An 18,012-nucleotide genomic window follows, 5' to 3' on the forward strand; every position below is an offset into this window, starting at 1 on the left:
CCCGGCACCTCCACCGGCACTGTCCGCCACGGAACAGGCGCAGCTTGACCGGGAACTTATTGCCGCCGCCAAGGCAAACAACGCGCCACTGGTTGCCGGGCTGATCGGGCGGGGCGGCAACGTCAACGCCAGGGACGCCATCCAGGACTCCGCGTATCTCTTTGCCGGAGCCGAAGGCTTCAATGAGGTACTCCGGTTGACACTGGCGGCGGGTGCGGATGTTGCCAGCACCAACCGCTACGGCGGGACGGCCCTGATTCCCGCCAGCGAGCACGGCCACGTGGAGACGGTGCAGATCCTGATCGCGGCCGGGGTGCCCGTGAACCACGTCAACAACCTGGGCTGGACGGCAATGCAGGAGGCCATCCTGCTCAACAACGGCGGCCCGCGGCAGCTGGAGGTGGTGCGCCTGCTCCTGGAGGCCGGTGCCGACCCGGACATCCGCGATCCGAAGGGCCGAACCGCCCTCCAGAATTCGGAGCGGCTGGGTTTCGCGGAGATCGCGGCCCTGATCCGGTCCCGCAGCTAAAACTGCCCGGTCTAGACGGCCTCGAGGATGCTCACGTAGTTGGCGATGCCCACTCCGCCCATGTTCTGGACTGCGGCCCGGCGGGGGGTGGCAAGCTGCATGCCGCCGGCGGTTCCGGTGAGCTGCATCGCCGAGATGACGTGCTGTGACACTCCTGTAGCGCCCACCGGGTGGCCCTTGGCCTTCAGCCCGCCCGAGACATTGATGGGCAGCTTGCCGTCCTTGAAGACCCAGCCTTCGTCGATGGCCCGGGCTCCCTGGCCCGGCGCGGTCAGGCCCATGGCCTCGTACATGAGCAGTTCGGCGATGGTGAAGCAGTCGTGCACTTCGGCGAAGTCCAGGTCCGCCAGTTCGACGCCGGCCATCCCCAGCGCGCGCTGCCAGGACACGCGGGTGGCGGCGAAAGCGGTCGGGTCCCGGCGGGCCGCCGGAAAGAAGTCGTTGGCCTGGCCGAACCCGGCGAGGCGGACCGGGGCAGTGGCGCCTCCCGTAGGGGACACGGACAGCACGACGGCGGCGGCGCCGTCGGACACGGGGGAGCAGTCGGTGCGGCGCAGGGGATCGGCAACCATGGGGTTCTTGTCCGACACGGTGCGGCAGAACTCCTCGCCGAGGTCCTTGCGGAGCTGGGCATAGGGGTTGTCCACGCCGTTACGGTGGTTCTTCGCGGCGATGGAGCCCAGGACGTCACCCAGGTTCCCGTCGCCGTACCGCTTCCCGTAGTGCTTGGCCACCTCGGCGAAGAGCCCGGTGAAGCCGGTGGTGGATGCTTTGCCGGCCATGTCGTAGTCCGCACCCAGCAGCCCGGCCCCTACGACGTCGGCCCCGGCATGCGTCATCTTCTCGGCGCCGATCACCAGCACCGTCCTCGCCGTGCCCGCGAGCAGCGATTTCGTGCCCTGCTGGAACGCGGCGGACCCTGAGGCGCAGGCATTCTCCACCCGCGTGGCGGGAACGTTGGCCAGGTCCGGCGAGACCTGCAGCGCCAGCGAGGACGGGAAGGCGAGGGGCATCATGCCGGAGTTGAACTGGCCCACGTAGATTTCATCGATCTGCCCGGGCTCAATACCCGCGCCGGCAATGGCCTCGGTGGCCACCTGGACGATCAGTGACTCCAGGGTCTCGTCCGCCAGCTTGCCGAAGCGGCTGTGCCCCCAGCCGGTGAGCAGGACGTCCTTTCCGAACTGTTCCTGCAGGCTCATGCCGCCACTTCCTTGTTGTCCAGTTCCACGGTGAACCCTGTTCCGGTCTTCTCCCGGATCTCCTCCACGGTGACCCCGGGTGCCAGGCGGGTGAGGGTGAGTTGCCGCCTGCCGTCGTCGTCCTTGACCAGGTCAAACACCGCGAGGTCGCTGATGATCCGGTCCACGCAGTTCAGCCCGGTGAGCGGCAGGGTGCACTCCGTCACGATCTTGGCCGTGCCGTCCTTGGCATTGTGCTCGGTAAGGACCACCACGCGCGGGGTTCCGGCCACCAGGTCCATGGCCCCGCCCATGCCCTTGACCATCTTGCCGGGGATGGTCCAGTTGGCCAGGTCGCCCGCTCCGGACACCTGCATGGCGCCCAGGATGGCAACCTTCACGTGGCCGCCGCGGATCATGCCGAACGAGGTGGCGGAGTCGAAGATGCTGCCGCCCGGGAGTACGGTGACCGTCTGCTTGCCGGCGTTGATCAGGTCCGCGTCCTCCTCGCCCTCGTAAGGGAAGGGGCCCATACCCAGCAGCCCGTTCTCGCTTTGCAGGACCACGCGGACGCCGTCCGGCAGGTTGTTGGCCACCAGCGTTGGGATGCCGATGCCCAGGTTCACGTAGTCGCCGTCGTTCAGTTCCTCGGCCGCAATCGCGGCCATTTCATCCCTGGTCCAGGCCATGGGGTTCTCCTTTGTCGGTAAGTAGGGGGGAGGGTCAGGCCGGCACGGCTTCAGCCGCTGTACGGCGTGAAGCCGGACGCACCGTACGCTGCTCAATGTCCTTGACCCGGTCCCGGGCCTGCACCAGTCGCTGCACATACACGCCGGGGGTGACGATGTGGTTGGGATCCAGGTTGCCCGGTTCCACAATCACTTCGGCTTCGGCGATGGTCAGGAGACCGGCGGTGGCAACGACGGGATTGAAGTTCCGGGCGGTGTAGCGGTAGATAAGGTTTCCGTCCGTGTCTGCGGTGTGCGCATGGACAAGCGCGACGTCGGCGCGGATGGCGCGCTCGCGGACGTACGTTTCGCCGTCGAACACCTCGTGCGGCTTGCCTTCGGCAACGAGGGTGCCCACTCCGGTCCTGGTGTAGAAAGCGGGGATGCCGGCTCCGCCGGCGCGGAGCCGTTCTGCCAGGGTGCCCTGCGGGGTGAACTCCACCTCCAGCCGGCCGGCCAGGTACTGTTCGGCAAACAGTTTGTTCTCCCCAACATAGCTGGCGATGACCTTGCGCACCTGGCCCGCATCGATGAGGATGCCCAGGCCTTTGCCGTCCACGCCCATGTTGTTCGAGACCACCGTCAGGTCCTTCGCTCCGGAGTCCCGGACGGCCTCTATCAGATCCGCGGGGATCCCGCTGAGGCCGAACCCGCCCACAGCGAGTGTCATGCCGTCCCGCAGGACGTCCTCCAAGGCAGTAGCGGCAGTGGACTGAAGCTTTGTCATGACTCTCCTCATCGAGCATCCGGCCTTATCCACTTTGTGGACAAGGAGTCTGGAAGTGGACACTATGAGGGATTGAACGGGGTGTCAAGACGCATCAAATGACCCAAATAGGGGCCCTTTCACACTGTGGACGGTACGATAGGGCCCATCCATATTGTGGACATTAAAGGGGAAAAATGAACTCTATGCCAGTGCAGGGAGCCCAGGTGGTGAGCCGGATTGCAGCGTTGTTACGGCTCGTGGGCCGGAGCGCGGAAGGCATGGCGCTCGCCGGCCTGGTCAAGGAATCCGGCCTCACCCGGCCCACCGTGCACCGCCTCCTCTCCTCGCTAGCCTCGGAGGGGCTCCTGGACCACGACGCCGTCTCCGGCAACTGGGTGCTGGGTCCGGAGATCCTTTTGATGGGATCGGTGGCATCAGCGCGGTTTCCCCTCGAGGACATCGCCCGGCCCAGCCTCCGCCGGCTTGCCGAAGCCACCGGCGAGAGCGCCTTCTTTTCCATCCGCCGCGGCTCCGAAACCGTGTGCCTGCTGCGGGAGGAGGGCAGTTTCCCGGTGCGGTCCTTCGTCCTGCACGAGGGGGTGCGCTTCCCGCTCGGCATTGCCTCGGCGGGCGCGGCGATCATGGCCTTCCTACCGGAAGCCGAGCAGGAAGAGCTGCTCGCCCGCTGGGCGGAGCATGCCGGTTCCCTCGCCGTCTCCCACACTGTGGAGCGGGTCCGGGCCAACCTTGCCCAGGCCCGGCTGGCGGGCTACTCGGTTAATCCGGGCCTCGTCCTGGAAGGGAGCTGGGGAATGGGCGCAGCGGTGTTCGATACCTCCGGCAGGCCCGCCTGGGCGCTCTCGCTGACAGGCATCGAGCCGCGCTTCAAGCCCGAGCGGCAGGCGGAACTGGGCAGCCTCCTGATGGCCGAGGCGCACCGCATCACCCAGCAGCTGGGCGGAGCGGGGGAGAAGCGGCGCCCGGCCCGCTGAACCCTACAGCCCGGCGCGGGGCTCCGTGGAACCCTGGTGCTTCCACCAGGTATCAAAGATGGTGACCGGAACAGTGCGCTTGTGCCGCGTGCGCAGGTACTTTTCCTCGATGGACGCAGCCGCGGATTCAGGCACGTCCCGGCCTTCGAGGTAGTCGTCGATCTGGTCGTAGCTCAGGCCGAGTTCGTCCTCGTCGGTGCGGCCCGGCCTGTCGTCCAGCAGGTCCGCCGTGGGCACCTTTTCCCAGACCCGGGCGGGGGCGCCGAGCTCGGCCAGCAGGGCACGGTTCTGCCGCTTGTTAAGGCCGAACAGGGGAAGGATGTCCGCGCCGCCGTCGCCGTACTTGGTGAAGAAGCCTGTCACGGACTCTGCGCCGTGGTCCGTGCCGATGACCAGGTAGTTATGCTCTCCCGCCAGGGCATACTGGGCGATCATGCGGGTGCGTGCCTTGGTGTTCCCCTTGTGGAAGTCGGAGATTTCCGAGCCCACGGTCTTCTCGAACTCATCCTCGAACCCGTCCACGGCAGCCGAGATGTTGAACGTCCACTGGGTCTTGGGCTGGATGAAATCCAGGGCGGCCTGGGCATCCTCCTCGTCGTGCTGGACGCCATATGGCAGCCGTACCGCCACGAAGTTTGCCTCCACCCCTTCGGCCTCGAGCTCTTCCACCGCCAGCTGGGCCAGCTTCCCGGCCAAGGATGAGTCAAGTCCGCCGGAAATGCCCAGGACGAAGCCCCTGGTGTGGGTGGCCTTAAGGTAGTCCTTCAGGAATGTGACGCGTTTGCGCACCTCCCCGGCGGGGTCGATCCGGGGCTGGACGCCCATTTCCTCAATGATCTTTGCCTGGAGTTCGCGCATATGGTCCAGACTAGCCAGCAGCGGCGACGGGCCTCAAGCATCCACACCGGCTTGCCCGCACTAAACTGGAGACCATGACTTCCCCCAGTGACACTGCAGTGGATACTGCAGCCGCCCGCGCCCGACTGCTGGAACTGATCAAGGAACTCGCCGTGGTCCGCGGCAAGGTAATCCTGTCCAGCGGAGCCGAGGCTGACTACTACATCGACCTCCGCCGGATCACGCTGCACCACGAGGCCTCCAGGCTGGTGGGCCGCGTGATGCTTGCCCTGGCGGACGACGCCGGCATCGACTTTGAGTGCGCCGGCGGGCTCACCATGGGCGCGGACCCGGTTGGTACCGCGGTGATGCATGCCGCCGTGGACGCCGGGCGGACTGTCGATGCGTTTGTGGTCCGCAAGGCCCAGAAGTCCTACGGCATGGGCCGCCAGGTGGAGGGCCCGTCCGTGGAGGGCCGCAACGTCCTGGTGCTGGAGGACACGTCCACCACAGGCGGCTCCGCGCTGACGGCGGTGGAAGGCGTCCGGAAGGCCGGAGGCAACGTGGTGGCCGTGGCCGTCATTGTGGACCGGGACACCGGAGCCAAGGAAAAGATCGAGGCCGAGGCCGGCGTGCCCTACCTGTTCGCGTTCGGCAAGGACGAGCTCGGCCTGTCCTGAGCCGCGTTCGTCACCACGGTGCTTAGGTCCGACGGGCCGGCTGCGGCGGCCGCCGGCCCGTTGGACCGCAACGCGGGGCTGTTCTATCATTTGCGATAACCCCTCTTCCCGTACGGAGAACGTGCACCATGCTCCCCCCTGAACAGCCCCTGAGCACCACCGACCAGGTCCAGAACCTCATTTTGGAAAGTGCCGACTTCGAGGACTTCCTCAACGAACTGGCGCGTTTTTCCGCCCACCAGATGGCCGGCGACGGCGACGACGCACTGTGCGGCATCACGCTCCTTCGCGACCGGAAGGCCGCCACCATCGGCTGGAGCAGCGATTCGGCCAGGGAAGTGGATGAGATCCAGTACTCCCTCGCTCAGGGCCCCTGCCTCACGGCGGCCAAGGAGGAACGCGAAGTCAACGTTCCGGACCTGTTTGAAGAGAACCGCTGGGGCCCCGACTACGCTGCAGCCGTTGCCTCCCACGGGCTGCGCTCCGTGCTGTCCCTCCCTTTCAACCTCCACGGGGAGGCGAAGGCGGCGCTCAACCTGTACTCGGACGCCCCGCACAAATTCGATGAACGTGCCGTTAAGAGGGCGCGCGAGTTCACCCGCGAGATCTCCCAGGCGCTCCGCCTGGCTGTGCGGTTCTCCCTTCACACCGACAGCGCCGCCAACCTCCGCGCCACCCTGGAGTCCCGGACCATCATCGACCTCGCCATTGGCATCGTGATGGCCCAGAACAGGTGCAGCCAGGAAGCCGCAGTGGCCATCCTCACCGAAGCCTCCAGCAACACCAACACCAAACTCAGGGACATTGCCAAGTCCCTGGTTGACTCGGTGGGAGGCGTTGGAAGCCGCACCCACTTCCAGGAGCCCGGAAAGCGGCAGGCCGACCAAAGCGCATAGCCGGCAACCAGCCCACTTCCTTGTTACTGACGGGTTGTGCCGGGCTTCTGCGGGGGGTTACGCTTACCGAGGTTGAGCCGTCGGCCATAGACACCCTCTTTTGGAGTACCTATGGACCGCGCATTAAATGCATTCGTTAACCTTGATGTCCCCGCCGACGTCGTCCGTATCGATATCAGGGGCAGCCTGAACCAAAGCTCCCGCCCTGAACTCGTGCACATCATCCGTCGCGTCCGCCGGATGGGAATCCGCTCCCACGTCCGCGTTGACCTCTCCGCGGCCGAGAAGGTTGAGTCCTCCGCCCTTGCCGGCCTCCGGAGCGACCTGAACGCCATCGATAGCGATACGCTGCCGGGGATATACGGCAGCGGGGTTTCATTGGCTTTTTCCCCGGGCCCGGAAGAATGGGCCGCCCAGCCGGACCCGCAGCAGCCGCTGGCACTCATCGACATCCTCACCGACATAACGGAGGACGGAGAGGACTTCGCCGACGGGTATCCACTGGTGCCCACCGGCCGCCTGGAAGAGTTGTGCGGCCGGCCGCTGGAGGAGTACTCGGATGCGGAACTGCTGACTGCCAGCGACTGGATTTTCGCCCTGTTGGACACTCCCGGAGCCTTTGCCGGGCCGGACCTGCTGGGCCGGTATAACGACATCGGCCTGGAGTTCCGGCGGCGCCGGCAGGAGGACTCGGTTCCCCTGACTGCCTCGGAGGGCCAGGCGGCCAGTTGAGGGGTGCCGGCTGACCGGGCGTCACTCAATGGTTACACCCGGATTCTTGCGGCAGCGTCTTCGGGTATGCCTACGGTAGAGGCGTGCCGTATGAGGGGGAGGTAAGTCCGCAGGGCCGGCCCGGGATCCCTGGGGCCAGGCTGCTGGCAGAAGGTGCTGCCCTTAAACAGTTCTCACGGCGCGGATTCCTGGCGGGCACGGGTGCTGCCGGACTGCTCGCGGCAGACATGCTGCTGACCCGGCAGGTGCAGGCACAGCGCCGCACGGACCGGATCCTCACTGTTGCTGACGACTTCGCCGACACCTACTACCCGGACGCCAGCTGGTTCCTGTTCCCCGGATACAAGACCAGCTGGGAGGAATCGCAGTGGATCCTCAACTCGCTCCGCGGGGCCCTGAACAAGCGGGCACAGCTGGCTGCGGTGGGTTACTCCAACCAGGGCCTGGATATTGACGACATCGTCATTGCCGTCATCGAGCATGTCCGGGCGCGGAAACTCACGAAGCTGTTCTTCTACGGCCACAGTTTCGGCGGGATGGTGGCCACCCAGGTTGCTGCACGGCTCCTGGAAATCCACGGTGTGGAGGTTCAGTTCATCGTGCTGGACTCAAGTCCCTACAGCAAGCACGATGTCCTGGACCAGAGCTGGTTCGACGGCGTGGTGTTCCTGTACGAGCGGGGCTTCCGGTTCCCGTCGACCCTTCGTGGAGGGTATGAGCTTGGGGAGCGGGTCATCCACAAGGACGAGCGGAGCTGGCGGCAGATCCTGGACCAGACCCTCGAACAGCTGTCCCCGATTGCCCCCTCAAGCCTGCTGATCCAGTCCGAATCGGCCTACATCTACCACTTCGACGGCAGCAGGTTCGCCGGCAAGCTGGGCAGTGCCAAGATGGCGTACATCGGCAACCCCCGGGACCGCACAGTCCGCTACCAGACAGCGGTGGAGGCCTGGGCCGTGGCGTTCAAGGCGAACATGGTCTCGAGCAGCCTTCATACCGAAGGCGCCAGGCCGGCCCACGCAAGCCCCGGATGGAACCCCAACGTGTACCGGCCGGTCCTTGAACAGCTGCTGGACGAGCACTTCCCGCTGCCCCGCGGCGGATCCCGGGTGACAGTCTTCTAGCGCCCCTGCTAGATCTGGTTCTTCAGGTCGGCCACGGAGTTCAGGACCTGGTTGGGCCGGAACGGGTATGAACCGATGTCGTCGCGCTGGGTGATGCCGGTCAGGACCAGGACGGTGTGCAGGCCGGCTTCCATGCCCGCGATGATGTCCGTGTCCATCCGGTCCCCGATCATCGCCGTGGTTTCAGAGTGGGCATCGATCTGGTTCATGGCCGAGCGGAACATCATCGGGTTGGGCTTGCCCACAATGTAAGGCTCGCGTCCGGTTGCCTTGGTGATCAGCGCCGCGATGGCTCCGGTGGCCGGCATGGGGCCGTCCTTGGACGGCCCGGTGGCGTCCGGGTTGGTGGCAATGAAGCGGGCCCCGGCCAGGATGAGGCGGATGGCCATGGTGATTGCCTCAAAGGAATACGTGCGGGTTTCCCCGAGCACGACGAAGTCCGGGTCCTGGTCGGTGAGGATGAAGCCTGCCTCGTGCAGCGCCGTCGTAAGTCCTGCCTCACCGATGGTGTAGGCGCGGTTCCCTGATCCGGAACCCTCCACCTGGTTCTTCAGGAACTGGGCGGTGGCCAGGGCCGAGGTCCAGATGTTCTCTTCCGGGACCTCCAGGCCGGACGCGCGCAGCCTGGCGGCCAGGTCGCGGGGGGTGAAAATGGAGTTGTTGGTGAGCACCAGGAAGCGCTTGGACGTGTCCACCCAGCGCTGGATGAGCTCGGCGGCGCCGGGCACTGCCTGGTTCTCGTGGACCAGGACACCGTCCATGTCCGTGAGCCAGCACTCGATCTCCTGGCCGCTGCGGTATACCGCCGGGTTTCCTGCTACCTGGTCTGCTTCTGCCACGTCTACCTCCACGGGTGATGAATGCTCCAGTGGTCCAGTCTAGTGTTGAGGGGTGAACCAGACGCCCGGCATGACATCCGAACCGCAGGCAGAACCCGGGGAGACTCCCGCGGAGCCCGGGCCCGCGGAGACGCACGCTGAAAAGGCGGAGGTCGGCGTCGGGCCCTGGGAGGGTGAATTGCCGGAAGGGGACCACTGGGATCCCGATCTCCTTGCCGACGGCGACCGCCGCAACGTGCTGGACAAGTACCGGTACTGGAAGCACGAGGCGATCGTGGCGGAACTGGACTCGCGGCGCCACAACTTCCACGTCGCCATCGAGAACTGGCAGCACGACCTGAACATCGGCACGGTGGTGCGCACCGCCAACGCGTTCCTCGCGAAGGAAGTGCACATCATCGGACGACGGCGGTGGAACCGGCGGGGCGCCATGGTCACCGACCGCTACCAGCACGTCCGCCACCACCCCACGGTGGAGGACTTTGTGGCCTGGGCGCAGGCGGAAGGGCTGGCGATCATCGGGATCGACATCTTCCCCGATTCGGTTCCGCTCGAGACCTACGAACTGCCCCGGGACTGCGTCCTGGTGTTCGGCCAGGAAGGACCCGGGCTGACGCCGGAGGTCCACGAGGCCGCCGAAGCCACCCTGTCCATCGAGCAGTTCGGCTCCACCCGGTCCATCAACGCTGCTTCCGCCGCGGCCATCGCCATGCACGCCTGGGTGCGCCGGCACGTGTTCAACCAGCACGTGGGGCGTAATCCGGAACACTCTTTGGGCGTAAATGACTAGGATGGTGCTAGCCGTAAGCGGTACTCCAGGGTTACCAGCCCACAGACGAACCTCAGCATAGGAGTCAGCATGCCCATTGCAACCCCAGAGATCTACTCCGAGATGATCGACCGCGCAAAGGCGGGCGGCTTCGCATTCCCGGCCGTGAATGTGACGTCCTCGCAGACGCTGAACGCGGCCCTGCGCGGCTTCGCCGAAGCCGAGTCCGACGGCATCGTCCAGGTCTCCACCGGCGGTGCGGCCTACTGGTCCGGCGCCTCCACCAAGGATATGGTTGCCGGTTCCCTGGGCTTCGCGGCGTTCGCCCGCGAAGTCGCCAAGAACTACGGCGTCAACATCGCCCTGCACACGGACCACTGCCCCAAGGACAAGCTGGACGGCTTTGTCCTGCCCCTGCTCGCTGCCTCCGAGGCTGAGGTCAAGGCCGGCCGCAACCCGATCTTCAACTCGCACATGTGGGACGGCTCCGCCGAGACCCTGCAGGAAAACCTGCGCATCGCCCGTGAACTGCTGGAGCGCACCGCTGCCGCCAAGATGATCCTTGAGGTCGAAATCGGCACCGTGGGCGGCGAGGAAGACGGCGTTGAGAACGAGATCAACGAGAAGCTCTACACCACGGTGGAAGACGCCCTGGCCACCATCGAGGCACTGGGCGCCGGCGAGAACGGCCGCTACATCACGGCCCTCACCTTCGGCAACGTCCACGGCGTCTACAAGCCCGGCGGCGTCAAGCTCCGTCCGGAGATCCTGAAGGACATCCAGGCCCAGGTGGGTGCCAAGATCGGCAAGGACAGCCCGTTCGACCTCGTCTTCCACGGCGGCTCCGGCTCTTCGGACCAGGAGATCGCCGACGCAGTCTCCTACGGCACCATCAAGATGAACATCGACACCGACACCCAGTACGCCTACACGCGTCCGGTGGCCGACCACATGTTCAAGAACTACGACGGCGTCCTGAAGGTCGACGGCGAGGTCGGCAACAAGAAGACCTACGACCCGCGCGTCTGGGGCGCCTCCGCCGAAGCCGGCCTGGCAGCCCGCGTGGTGGAAGCCACCAAGCAGCTCGGTTCGGCCGGAAAGACCTTCTAGATGTCGGACGAGTTCCGCCGGAACCTGATGGGCCCGGAACCTACGCTCCTGCCTGCCGAGACCGAGGTCTACGAGCAGCTTGACGCGGGCCAGGAGGCCCTGGACCTCGTGGCCAAGCACCCCACATCCTCGCTGTTGTGGGCCGTGCTGGCCGAGGAGGCCTGGGCGGAAGGGCGCACCATCGATTCCTACGCTTACTCCCGGGTGGGCTACCACCGGGGACTGGACTCGCTGCGCCGCAACGGCTGGCGGGGCGTGGGGCCCATCCCGTGGGAGCACGAGCCCAACCGGGGGTTCCTGCGGGCCCTGTACTCGCTGGGCCGGGCCTCCGCCGCCATCGGCGAGGCGGAGGAGCCTGAGCGGATCGAGAAGTTCCTGAACGACTCCGACCCGTCGGCGAAGGCTGCCATCGAGGCGAAATAGCAAGCACTGAATAAAGTACGACGGCGGCAGGTCACCTTTTGGAGAAAGGGTGACCTGCCGCCGTCGTAAGCGGTGATTCTGGTGGCATGGGCCCACGTCCGCAGGGGGCCGGCGCTGACTTGCGGGGTTAGGGCGCGGATGGGGATTTCTGCAGGCCCGTACGTGCCATGGCGTCGGTGTAGGCCACGCGCATGTCCTCGAGGTACTCCTCCTGGCGGGCGGGCGAACCGGCGAACGCACGGCCGCTGAGGGAACGCACCTTGTAGGTCTTCAGGCCGCGGCGCCACAGCAGCGGAACTTCGGTCTTCAGCAGCAGGTTGGCGAGGCGGTTGGCCTCGGTGCCGTGCGCAACGATCACCGACGCGCGGGGAACCAGCGCCAGGAACTTCAGGAGCGGCTTGAGGCCGGCGGAGATCTGGTCCGGGGTGAACTTTCCGTTGGGCTCTCCCGGGAGGTGCCACGGGTGGACGTTCCACGGCATCACGAATTCGGGACGCAGGCCCAGCTTCCACTGGATGCCGAGCATCCGGGTCACGGCATCGTGGTCCCCGGGGGTGATGAACCCGGACTTGTCAGCCTCGCCGATGTTCGAGTACAGGCTGATGATGCGGCACTCGTCCACATCGTGCATGGGGTCAACGTAGGGCACTACGGTGCCGGGCTTGGCGTCCTGCAGGGAATCGCACAGTTCATTGACGGCCGCGACGTTGGGTTCGTAGCGGCGGCTCAGGAGTTGCTCATGGAAAGATTCGGGTGCCAGGGCTGTCATGTAGTGCTTGATCTCCTGCGGGGATTGTTGTTGCTTCCGCCGGTGAAAATGGGCGCACGACGGCACAGCTCATCAACGGCGGTTAGTTGGGGTGGGCCGATTCCTGGTCGGCCTTTCCCAGTTTAGCAAGCCCCGCGAAACGAAACGCCGGTCCAGGGCAACCAATAAACGCGGTCGGCAGGGTTTCGCAACGTAATAACTGACTGCAGATTCCTGTCACGTCCATTGACAGCATTCGTTCAGGTTGGTTGGCTTTTGTCACAGCCGGCATATGGGGGATCACCGCTGGCTGGACACACCCTATGCACTCGAAAGAGGTACCGCACCGTGAGAAAAACCCTGGCAACCTTCAGGACCCTGGCACTAACCGGAGCGCTGGCTTTGGCGGCAGTGACCGTCCCGGCGCCGGCCCTTGCCGTCGGCGAAGGCCCCAATTACGACGGCAACGGCCAGATCACCACATCGAAGCTTGCCACCTACGACCAGATGGTTGCGTTCCTCAAAGACCAGGACGCCCGCCAGCCCGCCATGGAGCTGGAAGTCATTGGCCAAACGGTCAAGGGCCGGGACATCCACCTGGTCAAGTACATTTCGGACCCCGCCAACCCCACCATCCTCTACCTGACTCAGCAGCACGGCAACGAACAGCTCACCACCGAGGGCGCCCTGGAATTCGTCAAGCACCTGGGCACCGGCAAGTCAGGGGACATCCTTGACGGCGTGAACATCCTCGTTGTTCCCATGCTTAACGCCGACGGTGCGATGGGGGACGTGAATTTCTCCCTGGACGACTACCTGGCCAAGGGCGACCGCAACATGACCCGCTACAACGCCGAGGAAGTGGACCTCAACAGGGACCACGTGGCCAAGGTCCAGCCTGAAACGCAGGCGCTGCACAACAACGTGATGCGCAAGTACCAGGTGGACTACATGATCGACCTCCACCACCAGGGCACGCGCAGTGAACGTGACGGAAAGCTGGTGTCCGGCTCGATCCTGTACCCCACCACGCCCAACGCCGATCCGGCAGTGGTGCAGAAGTCCAAGCAGCTGGGCGCGGTGGTCTTCGACAATGTCGACTCCACCGGCTGGGGCCACCTGGGCAAGTACGTGGGCGGCAGCGCCGAGACCATCAGCCGCAACGGCATCGCCGTGGAGTACGGCATTGCGACGCTGCTCTTCGAGATGCGCGGCATGTCCGACCACTACCTGGACGGCTACGCCCTGGGGCTGCGCAGTAACGGCTACCTGATCAAGCAGACCGTCACCACGCTGACCGCCACCGCCGCCGCCATCGCTGACGGTTCAATCGCCGACGCCGACACCTCCTTCTGGGACAGCCTCGCCACCCAGACCTCCCGCCCGGGTGAGGAAGCCGACGACGAATAGCGGCCCACGCTGACGCTCCGCCGCGGTCCCTTCCTGCAGCAGCCCGCGCTGCGGGAAGGGCCGCGGCGGACCAACGAGTGGACAAAGTCGCCCATCGGCTAAACTTGGGTGGTAAGGGCCCCGGAACTCTTGCGTCGCTGTGCCGCCATCGGACCAGTGACAGCCGGTACATTCGGGGCATTCTCATGAACGGCGCTGCGCAGGACCGCCACAGTGTGGCCGGAACCTGGCAGCCCGAACGAATGGGGGAGGATCCCATGCCAGCAATTGTGATCGTAGGAGCCCAGTGGGGCGACGAAGGAAAAGGCAAGGCCACCGACCTGCTCGGCGGCCGTGTTGACTACGTCGTCAAGCCGAACGGCGGCAACAACGCCGGGCACACCGTCGTCGTAGGCGGTGAAAAGTACGAACTCAAACTGCTGCCGGCAGGCATTCTCAGCCCCAACGCGGTCCCCATCATCGGCAACGGCTGCGTGGTCAACCTCGAGGCCCTCTTCCAGGAAATCGACGGCCTGCAGGCACGCGGCGCCGACACTTCAAAGCTCCGCGTTTCCGCCAACGCCCACCTGGTGGCCCCCTACCACCAGGTCCTGGACAAGGTCACCGAGCGCTTCCTCGGCAGCCGCGCCATCGGCACCACCGGCCGCGGCATCGGTCCGGCCTACATGGACAAAGTGGCCAGGCTGGGCATCCGCGTGCAGGACGTCTTTGACGAATCCATCCTCCGGCAGAAGGTGGAAGGCTCCCTCCGCCAAAAGAACGAACTCCTGGTCAAGGTCTACAACCGCCGCAGCGTCGTGGTGGATGAGATCGTGGAGTACTTCCTGTCCTTCGCCGAACGGCTCCGCCCGCTGGTCATCGACAGCACGCTTGTCCTGAACACCGCCCTGGACGAGGGCAAGGTGGTCCTGATGGAGGGCGGCCAGGCAACGTTCCTGGACGTGGACCACGGCACCTACCCGTTCGTGACCTCTTCCAACCCTACCGCCGGCGGCGCGTCCGTTGGGTCGGGGATCGGGCCTACCCGCATTTCACGCTCCATCGGCATCATCAAGGCCTACACCACCCGCGTTGGTGCCGGGCCGTTCCCCACGGAACTCTTTGACGAGATGGGCATGTACCTCCAGAAGACCGGCGGAGAGTTCGGCGTCAACACCGGACGCCCCCGCCGCTGCGGCTGGTATGACGCCGTCCTGGCCCGCCACGCATCGCGGGTCAACGGCTTCACGGACTACTTCGTCACCAAGCTGGACGTGCTCACCGGCATCGAGCAGATCCCTGTCTGCGTGGCCTACGACGTCGACGGCGTCCGGCACGATGAAATGCCCATGACGCAGACCGAGTTCCACCACGCCGTACCGATTTTCGAGTACTTCGAGGGCTGGACCGAGGACATCACCGGCGCCCGCACCCTCGCGGACCTCCCGGAAAACGCGCGCAACTACGTCCTGGCGCTCGAGAAGCTGTCCGGGACGCGCTTCTCCGCCATCGGCGTGGGCCCAGACCGGGACCAGACCATCGTGGTGAACGACCTCATCAACGACTGACCGGTCCGTGATCGGGTAGAAGCAGGAAATTACGACGGCGGCGGGGCACCTTTGCAAGGGTGTCCCGCCGCTTGCGTCCGCCCGGCGGGAGGGTCCTGCGGCAATTTACACAGGGTTAACGTGGTTGGTCTTGTGAGGCTGCCGGGAAGCCCGCGAGACTCGTTTGTACACCCTGTGACTGCGAGGAAGGACTTGCCATGGCCGGGAAATTCGAGGCATTTGTGGACTCTGATTCGTCTTTCAGGTTCCGGCTCCTGGCCCCTGACGGCGCAGTCATGGCCGTATCCGGCCCGTACCAGGACAAGGCCGCCCTCGCTGCCGGCATCGCCGCCGTCCGGGAGTGCGCCGGTACAGGTCTGGTCACCGATCTTTGTTCCACCCCCGGGGCCGCAACCCGCCAGGCACCCGCCCGCGTCCCTGCTCCGGCGGAGGAACCGGCCACGGCTGCACCACGGACCGAGTGCGACGACCAGCGCGTCCCCGCCGGAGGGCACACCTTTGTTCTCGCCAAGGGCCCGCGGCGGCAGGGCACCCGGCCCCGCTGGACCGCCTCGGTCCGCTGACCCGAAAAAGTTTTCAAAGTTTTTTCGGTGGCGCGTAACCCTTTACGTGCCTGCGGCGATTACCCCTATGTAGCGCCGGCCTGGAACTTGTCCCCCATCACGTTCCAGGCCGGCTCTTTCACTTTCCGACGGCAGGGGCAGCTGCCTTGTCGGACCGGCAGCATACGCGTGGCGGTCCTCGGCGGTGGTTACTCGGCGGTAAAGTGGGGCGGGGAAAAGGCGTTCCGCATGCCGGACGGCCTCTCCGCGCAATCACACCCCATCTTTGACCGAAAGCTCCGCGTCCGTGACTGATGCCCTGACAGACGAGGCCCTGGACGGCCCCGCCGGGACAGCGGTGTTCAGCGTTGTCTACCGGACGTATGCATCACAGGTCCTGGGCTATCTGACGGCCCGGGGAGTCGAGGATCCGGAGGCGGCCATGCAGGAAGTGTTCCTCTCCGTCCTGCCGCGCCTTGGCTCGGTGCACGGGGGAGCCGCCGGGCTGCGCACATTCATCTTTTCGGTGGCCCATGCCCGCATGGTGGACGACTACCGGCGCCAGAGCCGTACTCCCGCCAAGCTCCCGTTCGAACCTGAGCTGGACAGGCGCGAGGATTCGTCGGCGGAAACGGAAGCGCTGGAGCGGATAGCACCGCAGGAGGTCCTTGGCCTGCTGGATGCGCTGCCGCAGGACCAGCGCGAGGTACTGGCCCTCCGCCTCGTGGCTGGACTTACCGTGGAGCAGTCCGCGGAAGCCATGGGCAAGAGCGAGGGCGCCGTCAAACAGCTACAGCGCCGGGCGCTCCTCAAGCTCCGGGAACTTGCGGATGTGAAGGAATACCTTAAGCCATGACACCACAGGCGCCCCACACAGCGGACACTGTGGAGGAACTGCTCCTTGAGGCGGGCTTTGGGCAGGACGCAGGCCTGCGCCGGACCCTCCTGGCAGTCGGTTCCCTGGCGGACCTTCCCGTGCCGGCTCCCACGGGACAGCTGGCTGCCCTGCTGGCCGCCGGTCTCTGCGCACCCGGGACGGACGCGCAAGGCAGCGATACGGCGGAAGGCACCCCGAACGACGAACCCGGGCGGCGCCGCCGGCTGCGCGCGCACCGGCCCACCGTCGTCGGGCTGGCACTGGTGGCGGGCATGGGGATGGGAGTTGGCACCGTGGCAGCCAGCTCCGCCAATCCTGCCCATACCGGCAGCCCCTCAGTCCAGCAGCTGCTTGAGGACTGGTCCCCCTCCTGGACTATCCGGACACCCCAGGCCGCCGCGCCCGGACCGCTCCAGGATGGCAGCAACGACGCTGCGCAGGATAACGGCGGGCCGGCGGGCGGCACCGCCCCTGGCAGTGAACCGCCGGTGGAGACGCAGCCTGCGGAGGAGTCCGGGCAGGCCACAGCTGTCCCTTTGCCCGGCCAGGGCGGGCAGGAACCCGGCGAAGGTCCCGCGGCCGACGGACAGGACGGGACCACGGAACGGAAAGAGGCCGCAGAAGCCGACGCGGCAGCAGCGCCGGAACACACCCGTGGGCCTGATGCCGGGCACCGCAACGGGAGCCATCCGGACAACCCAGGACAACCGCCAGTGGATGCTCCCGGTGTGCCGGGAACAGCCGGACAGGGACCATCAGGCCAGGGAGCCGGCGCAGCCGCCGCAGATAACCCTGTCCCCGGGGCCAAGTGGCGGGACAAGTTCGTCCGCTAGCTTTACTGACGTGAGAGGTTGGGGACGCTGCGCAGCGGGGTGCACGCTTGCCGCCGCTGCCTCCGCGTAGGCTGAACCCATGGGCCACACGAACGATCCTGCAGTCATAGAACGCCTGATGCGCACCAAAGGACGCTGGGCCATTGTCGGCCTGAGCACCAACGAATGGCGGGCCGCGTTCGATACTTCGCTGTTCATCCGCGACCGGCTGGGCATGGAAATCATCCCCGTCAACCTGCCCGGCAACCCTGTCCACGGCGAACCCGGGTACCGCAGCCTCCTGGACATCCCGGCCGCCAAGCTGCCCATCGACGTCGTGGACTGCTTTGTGAATTCCCAGAAAGTTGGTGCCGTCGTGGACCAGGCGATCGCGGTAGGCGCGAAGGCGGTATGGATGCAGCTGGGGGTCGTCGATGAGGCGGCAGCCAAACGGGCCAAGGACGCGGGGCTGGACGTTGTGATGGACAGCTGTCCGGCGCAGCAGGCATGGAAGTTCAATCTCTGAC

General features: G+C 65.9%; 21 protein-coding genes. 15 read left to right on the plus strand and 6 right to left on the minus strand.

Annotated features, from left to right (window positions below; all coding sequences use genetic code 11):
- Positions 1 to 19 precede the first annotated feature (19 nt).
- Complete coding sequence (locus HTS88_RS18320; RefSeq protein WP_246256458.1) at positions 20 to 529, plus strand: ankyrin repeat domain-containing protein; 510 nt, start codon at positions 20 to 22, stop codon at positions 527 to 529.
- A gap of 11 nt (positions 530 to 540) precedes the next feature.
- Here HTS88_RS18320 and HTS88_RS18325 read toward each other — a convergent pair whose 3' ends face one another.
- Genes HTS88_RS18325 through HTS88_RS18335 form a run of 3 tightly spaced genes read right to left on the minus strand, consistent with a single transcriptional unit; the run spans position 541 to position 3,165 of the window.
- A complete protein-coding gene (locus tag HTS88_RS18325) occupies positions 541 to 1,731 on the minus strand; it encodes an acetyl-CoA acetyltransferase (protein WP_174180910.1) in 1,191 nt (396 codons plus the stop codon).
- Positions 1,728 to 2,399 (minus strand): CoA transferase subunit B, encoded by a 672-nt coding sequence (locus HTS88_RS18330; protein ID WP_174180912.1) that lies wholly within the window; start codon positions 2,397 to 2,399, stop codon positions 1,728 to 1,730. The genes HTS88_RS18325 and HTS88_RS18330 overlap by 4 nt, the downstream gene beginning before the upstream one ends.
- Before the next feature lie 34 nt (positions 2,400 to 2,433).
- Complete coding sequence (locus HTS88_RS18335; protein WP_174180914.1) at positions 2,434 to 3,165, minus strand: CoA transferase subunit A; 732 nt, start codon at positions 3,163 to 3,165, stop codon at positions 2,434 to 2,436.
- A 176-nt stretch (positions 3,166 to 3,341) separates the two neighbouring features.
- Between HTS88_RS18335 and HTS88_RS18340 the strand changes: the two genes are divergently transcribed.
- A complete protein-coding gene (locus tag HTS88_RS18340; protein WP_174180916.1) occupies positions 3,342 to 4,139 on the plus strand; it encodes an IclR family transcriptional regulator in 798 nt (265 codons plus the stop codon).
- Positions 4,140 to 4,142: 3 nt separating this feature from the next.
- On the opposite strand, the gene nadE is transcribed toward HTS88_RS18340, so the two are convergent.
- Positions 4,143 to 4,997, minus strand: coding sequence for an ammonia-dependent NAD(+) synthetase (gene nadE, locus HTS88_RS18345; RefSeq protein ID WP_174180925.1), 855 nt, complete (start codon positions 4,995 to 4,997; stop codon positions 4,143 to 4,145).
- A gap of 74 nt (positions 4,998 to 5,071) precedes the next feature.
- Between nadE and pyrE the strand changes: the two genes are divergently transcribed.
- The 4 genes from pyrE (at position 5,072) to HTS88_RS18365 (ending at position 8,408) form a co-directional block, all read left to right on the plus strand.
- Positions 5,072 to 5,656: an orotate phosphoribosyltransferase gene (gene pyrE, locus HTS88_RS18350; RefSeq protein WP_174180927.1), complete on the plus strand. Its 585-nt coding sequence runs from the start codon at positions 5,072 to 5,074 to the stop codon at positions 5,654 to 5,656.
- A gap of 128 nt (positions 5,657 to 5,784) precedes the next feature.
- The gene (locus HTS88_RS18355) at positions 5,785 to 6,552 is read left to right on the plus strand and encodes a GAF and ANTAR domain-containing protein (protein WP_174180929.1); all 768 of its coding nucleotides are present in this window, start codon (positions 5,785 to 5,787) and stop codon (positions 6,550 to 6,552) included.
- Between the two features lie 111 nt (positions 6,553 to 6,663).
- Positions 6,664 to 7,284, plus strand: a complete 621-nt coding sequence (locus HTS88_RS18360; RefSeq protein ID WP_174180931.1) for a hypothetical protein — start codon at positions 6,664 to 6,666, stop codon at positions 7,282 to 7,284.
- Between the two features lie 83 nt (positions 7,285 to 7,367).
- Entirely contained in the window at positions 7,368 to 8,408 is a 1,041-nt protein-coding gene (locus HTS88_RS18365; RefSeq protein WP_174180933.1) for an alpha/beta fold hydrolase, read from the plus strand.
- An 8-nt stretch (positions 8,409 to 8,416) separates the two neighbouring features.
- Here HTS88_RS18365 and HTS88_RS18370 read toward each other — a convergent pair whose 3' ends face one another.
- Positions 8,417 to 9,247 carry an HAD-IIA family hydrolase gene (locus tag HTS88_RS18370; protein WP_229666440.1) on the minus strand — a complete coding sequence of 277 codons (831 nt, stop codon included), beginning with the start codon at positions 9,245 to 9,247 and terminating at the stop codon, positions 8,417 to 8,419.
- Positions 9,248 to 9,317: 70 nt separating this feature from the next.
- On the opposite strand from HTS88_RS18370, the gene HTS88_RS18375 reads away from it, so the two are divergent.
- The 3 genes from HTS88_RS18375 (at position 9,318) to HTS88_RS18385 (ending at position 11,549) form a co-directional block, all read left to right on the plus strand.
- The gene (locus HTS88_RS18375; protein ID WP_217432724.1) at positions 9,318 to 10,037 is read left to right on the plus strand and encodes a TrmH family RNA methyltransferase; all 720 of its coding nucleotides are present in this window, start codon (positions 9,318 to 9,320) and stop codon (positions 10,035 to 10,037) included.
- 69 nt (positions 10,038 to 10,106) lie between these two features.
- Positions 10,107 to 11,126 carry a class II fructose-bisphosphate aldolase gene (gene fbaA, locus HTS88_RS18380; RefSeq protein WP_028272257.1) on the plus strand — a complete coding sequence of 340 codons (1,020 nt, stop codon included), beginning with the start codon at positions 10,107 to 10,109 and terminating at the stop codon, positions 11,124 to 11,126.
- Entirely contained in the window at positions 11,127 to 11,549 is a 423-nt protein-coding gene (locus tag HTS88_RS18385; RefSeq protein ID WP_104188186.1) for a DUF3151 domain-containing protein, read from the plus strand.
- A 127-nt stretch (positions 11,550 to 11,676) separates the two neighbouring features.
- Here the strand turns inward: HTS88_RS18385 and HTS88_RS18390 are convergent, their stop codons facing one another.
- Positions 11,677 to 12,318, minus strand: a complete 642-nt coding sequence (locus tag HTS88_RS18390; RefSeq protein ID WP_174180939.1) for a uracil-DNA glycosylase family protein — start codon at positions 12,316 to 12,318, stop codon at positions 11,677 to 11,679.
- A gap of 327 nt (positions 12,319 to 12,645) precedes the next feature.
- On the opposite strand from HTS88_RS18390, the gene HTS88_RS18395 reads away from it, so the two are divergent.
- From HTS88_RS18395 to HTS88_RS18420, 6 genes are all read left to right on the plus strand, one after another.
- Positions 12,646 to 13,707: a M14 family zinc carboxypeptidase gene (locus HTS88_RS18395; RefSeq protein WP_174180941.1), complete on the plus strand. Its 1,062-nt coding sequence runs from the start codon at positions 12,646 to 12,648 to the stop codon at positions 13,705 to 13,707.
- Positions 13,708 to 13,964: 257 nt separating this feature from the next.
- Entirely contained in the window at positions 13,965 to 15,254 is a 1,290-nt protein-coding gene (locus HTS88_RS18400; protein ID WP_174180943.1) for an adenylosuccinate synthase, read from the plus strand.
- 197 nt (positions 15,255 to 15,451) lie between these two features.
- Positions 15,452 to 15,817, plus strand: coding sequence for a YegP family protein (locus HTS88_RS18405; protein ID WP_174180945.1), 366 nt, complete (start codon positions 15,452 to 15,454; stop codon positions 15,815 to 15,817).
- Positions 15,818 to 16,103: 286 nt separating this feature from the next.
- Positions 16,104 to 16,652, plus strand: a complete 549-nt coding sequence (locus HTS88_RS18410) for an RNA polymerase sigma factor (protein ID WP_174180947.1) — start codon at positions 16,104 to 16,106, stop codon at positions 16,650 to 16,652.
- Positions 16,649 to 17,506 carry a hypothetical protein gene (locus HTS88_RS18415; RefSeq protein ID WP_174180949.1) on the plus strand — a complete coding sequence of 286 codons (858 nt, stop codon included), beginning with the start codon at positions 16,649 to 16,651 and terminating at the stop codon, positions 17,504 to 17,506. The genes HTS88_RS18410 and HTS88_RS18415 overlap by 4 nt, the downstream gene beginning before the upstream one ends.
- Positions 17,507 to 17,585: 79 nt before the next feature.
- Positions 17,586 to 18,011, plus strand: coding sequence for a CoA-binding protein (locus HTS88_RS18420; RefSeq protein WP_174180950.1), 426 nt, complete (start codon positions 17,586 to 17,588; stop codon positions 18,009 to 18,011).
- Position 18,012: the final 1 nt, after the last annotated feature.

Origin of the sequence: Pseudarthrobacter oxydans (assembly GCF_013314975.1) — a bacterium.
Lineage (GTDB): Bacteria > Actinomycetota > Actinomycetes > Actinomycetales > Micrococcaceae > Arthrobacter > Arthrobacter oxydans.

What these genes read in the sequence shown, in the direction of transcription:
- HTS88_RS18400 (WP_174180943.1), top strand. Translation starts at nt 13,965, where the DNA reads ATGCCAGCAATTGTGATCGTAGGAGCCCAGTGGGGCGACGAAGGAAAA.
- HTS88_RS18385 (WP_104188186.1), top strand. Translation starts at nt 11,127, where the DNA reads ATGTCGGACGAGTTCCGCCGGAACCTGATGGGCCCGGAACCTACGCTC.
- fbaA (WP_028272257.1), top strand. Translation starts at nt 10,107, where the DNA reads ATGCCCATTGCAACCCCAGAGATCTACTCCGAGATGATCGACCGCGCA.
- HTS88_RS18355 (WP_174180929.1), top strand. Translation starts at nt 5,785, where the DNA reads ATGCTCCCCCCTGAACAGCCCCTGAGCACCACCGACCAGGTCCAGAAC.
- HTS88_RS18335 (WP_174180914.1), bottom strand. Translation starts at nt 3,165, where the DNA reads ATGACAAAGCTTCAGTCCACTGCCGCTACTGCCTTGGAGGACGTCCTG.
- HTS88_RS18340 (WP_174180916.1), top strand. Translation starts at nt 3,342, where the DNA reads ATGAACTCTATGCCAGTGCAGGGAGCCCAGGTGGTGAGCCGGATTGCA.
- nadE (WP_174180925.1), bottom strand. Translation starts at nt 4,997, where the DNA reads ATGCGCGAACTCCAGGCAAAGATCATTGAGGAAATGGGCGTCCAGCCC.
- pyrE (WP_174180927.1), top strand. Translation starts at nt 5,072, where the DNA reads ATGACTTCCCCCAGTGACACTGCAGTGGATACTGCAGCCGCCCGCGCC.
- HTS88_RS18390 (WP_174180939.1), bottom strand. Translation starts at nt 12,318, where the DNA reads ATGACAGCCCTGGCACCCGAATCTTTCCATGAGCAACTCCTGAGCCGC.
- HTS88_RS18375 (WP_217432724.1), top strand. Translation starts at nt 9,318, where the DNA reads ATGACATCCGAACCGCAGGCAGAACCCGGGGAGACTCCCGCGGAGCCC.
- HTS88_RS18415 (WP_174180949.1), top strand. Translation starts at nt 16,649, where the DNA reads ATGACACCACAGGCGCCCCACACAGCGGACACTGTGGAGGAACTGCTC.
- HTS88_RS18420 (WP_174180950.1), top strand. Translation starts at nt 17,586, where the DNA reads ATGGGCCACACGAACGATCCTGCAGTCATAGAACGCCTGATGCGCACC.
- HTS88_RS18330 (WP_174180912.1), bottom strand. Translation starts at nt 2,399, where the DNA reads ATGGCCTGGACCAGGGATGAAATGGCCGCGATTGCGGCCGAGGAACTG.
- HTS88_RS18405 (WP_174180945.1), top strand. Translation starts at nt 15,452, where the DNA reads ATGGCCGGGAAATTCGAGGCATTTGTGGACTCTGATTCGTCTTTCAGG.
- HTS88_RS18325 (WP_174180910.1), bottom strand. Translation starts at nt 1,731, where the DNA reads ATGAGCCTGCAGGAACAGTTCGGAAAGGACGTCCTGCTCACCGGCTGG.
- HTS88_RS18360 (WP_174180931.1), top strand. Translation starts at nt 6,664, where the DNA reads ATGGACCGCGCATTAAATGCATTCGTTAACCTTGATGTCCCCGCCGAC.